This window comes from Lactobacillus sp. UMNPBX19 (assembly GCF_002553805.1).
GTDB lineage: Bacteria > Bacillota > Bacilli > Lactobacillales > Lactobacillaceae > Lactobacillus.
In genome coordinates this window covers 1-412 of the sequence record NZ_PCYR01000126.1, presented here as the reverse complement: position 1 = coordinate 412, position 412 = coordinate 1, and the positions used below count along the sequence as shown (strand labels likewise).

General features: G+C 43.2%; 1 pseudogene. It reads left to right on the top strand.

Going from position 1 to position 412, the window contains the following annotated elements:
• Positions 1-412: pseudogene (locus tag CP370_RS09775) on the top strand (replication initiation factor domain-containing protein); the annotation flags it as partial.

Here is a 412-nt window from a genome sequence, read left to right as displayed (position 1 = left end):
GTTTCGGGGTTATTACCTAATTGGTCGTTGCAAGATATTCATGATGAATCAGGTTTGATACCACATGACGGCGCCATGTTTTTGGAGCGTGAGGATAAAGACGGTAACACGGAAAATATGGCATTCATGGCAGAGAGTCCATTTCAACGTGAACATTGGCGCTTAGACTTTAACCCTGCTAATTTGACGGCAGATGAAACGGCGGTGCTGGGGCGTGTGATTGATAATATGGAGCACGCACATTTTACCCGCTTAGATATTGCTTTTGATGTCTTTAATGACGATTTAGCCATGAAGTATCGGATTTATCGCTTTAACACCCGAGAAGATGTGATTGAGACGATTAAAGGACGTAATAAGAGTGTGGAAACTATGTATTGGGGCGCTCGTAAATCCGACCAACAAATCAGGT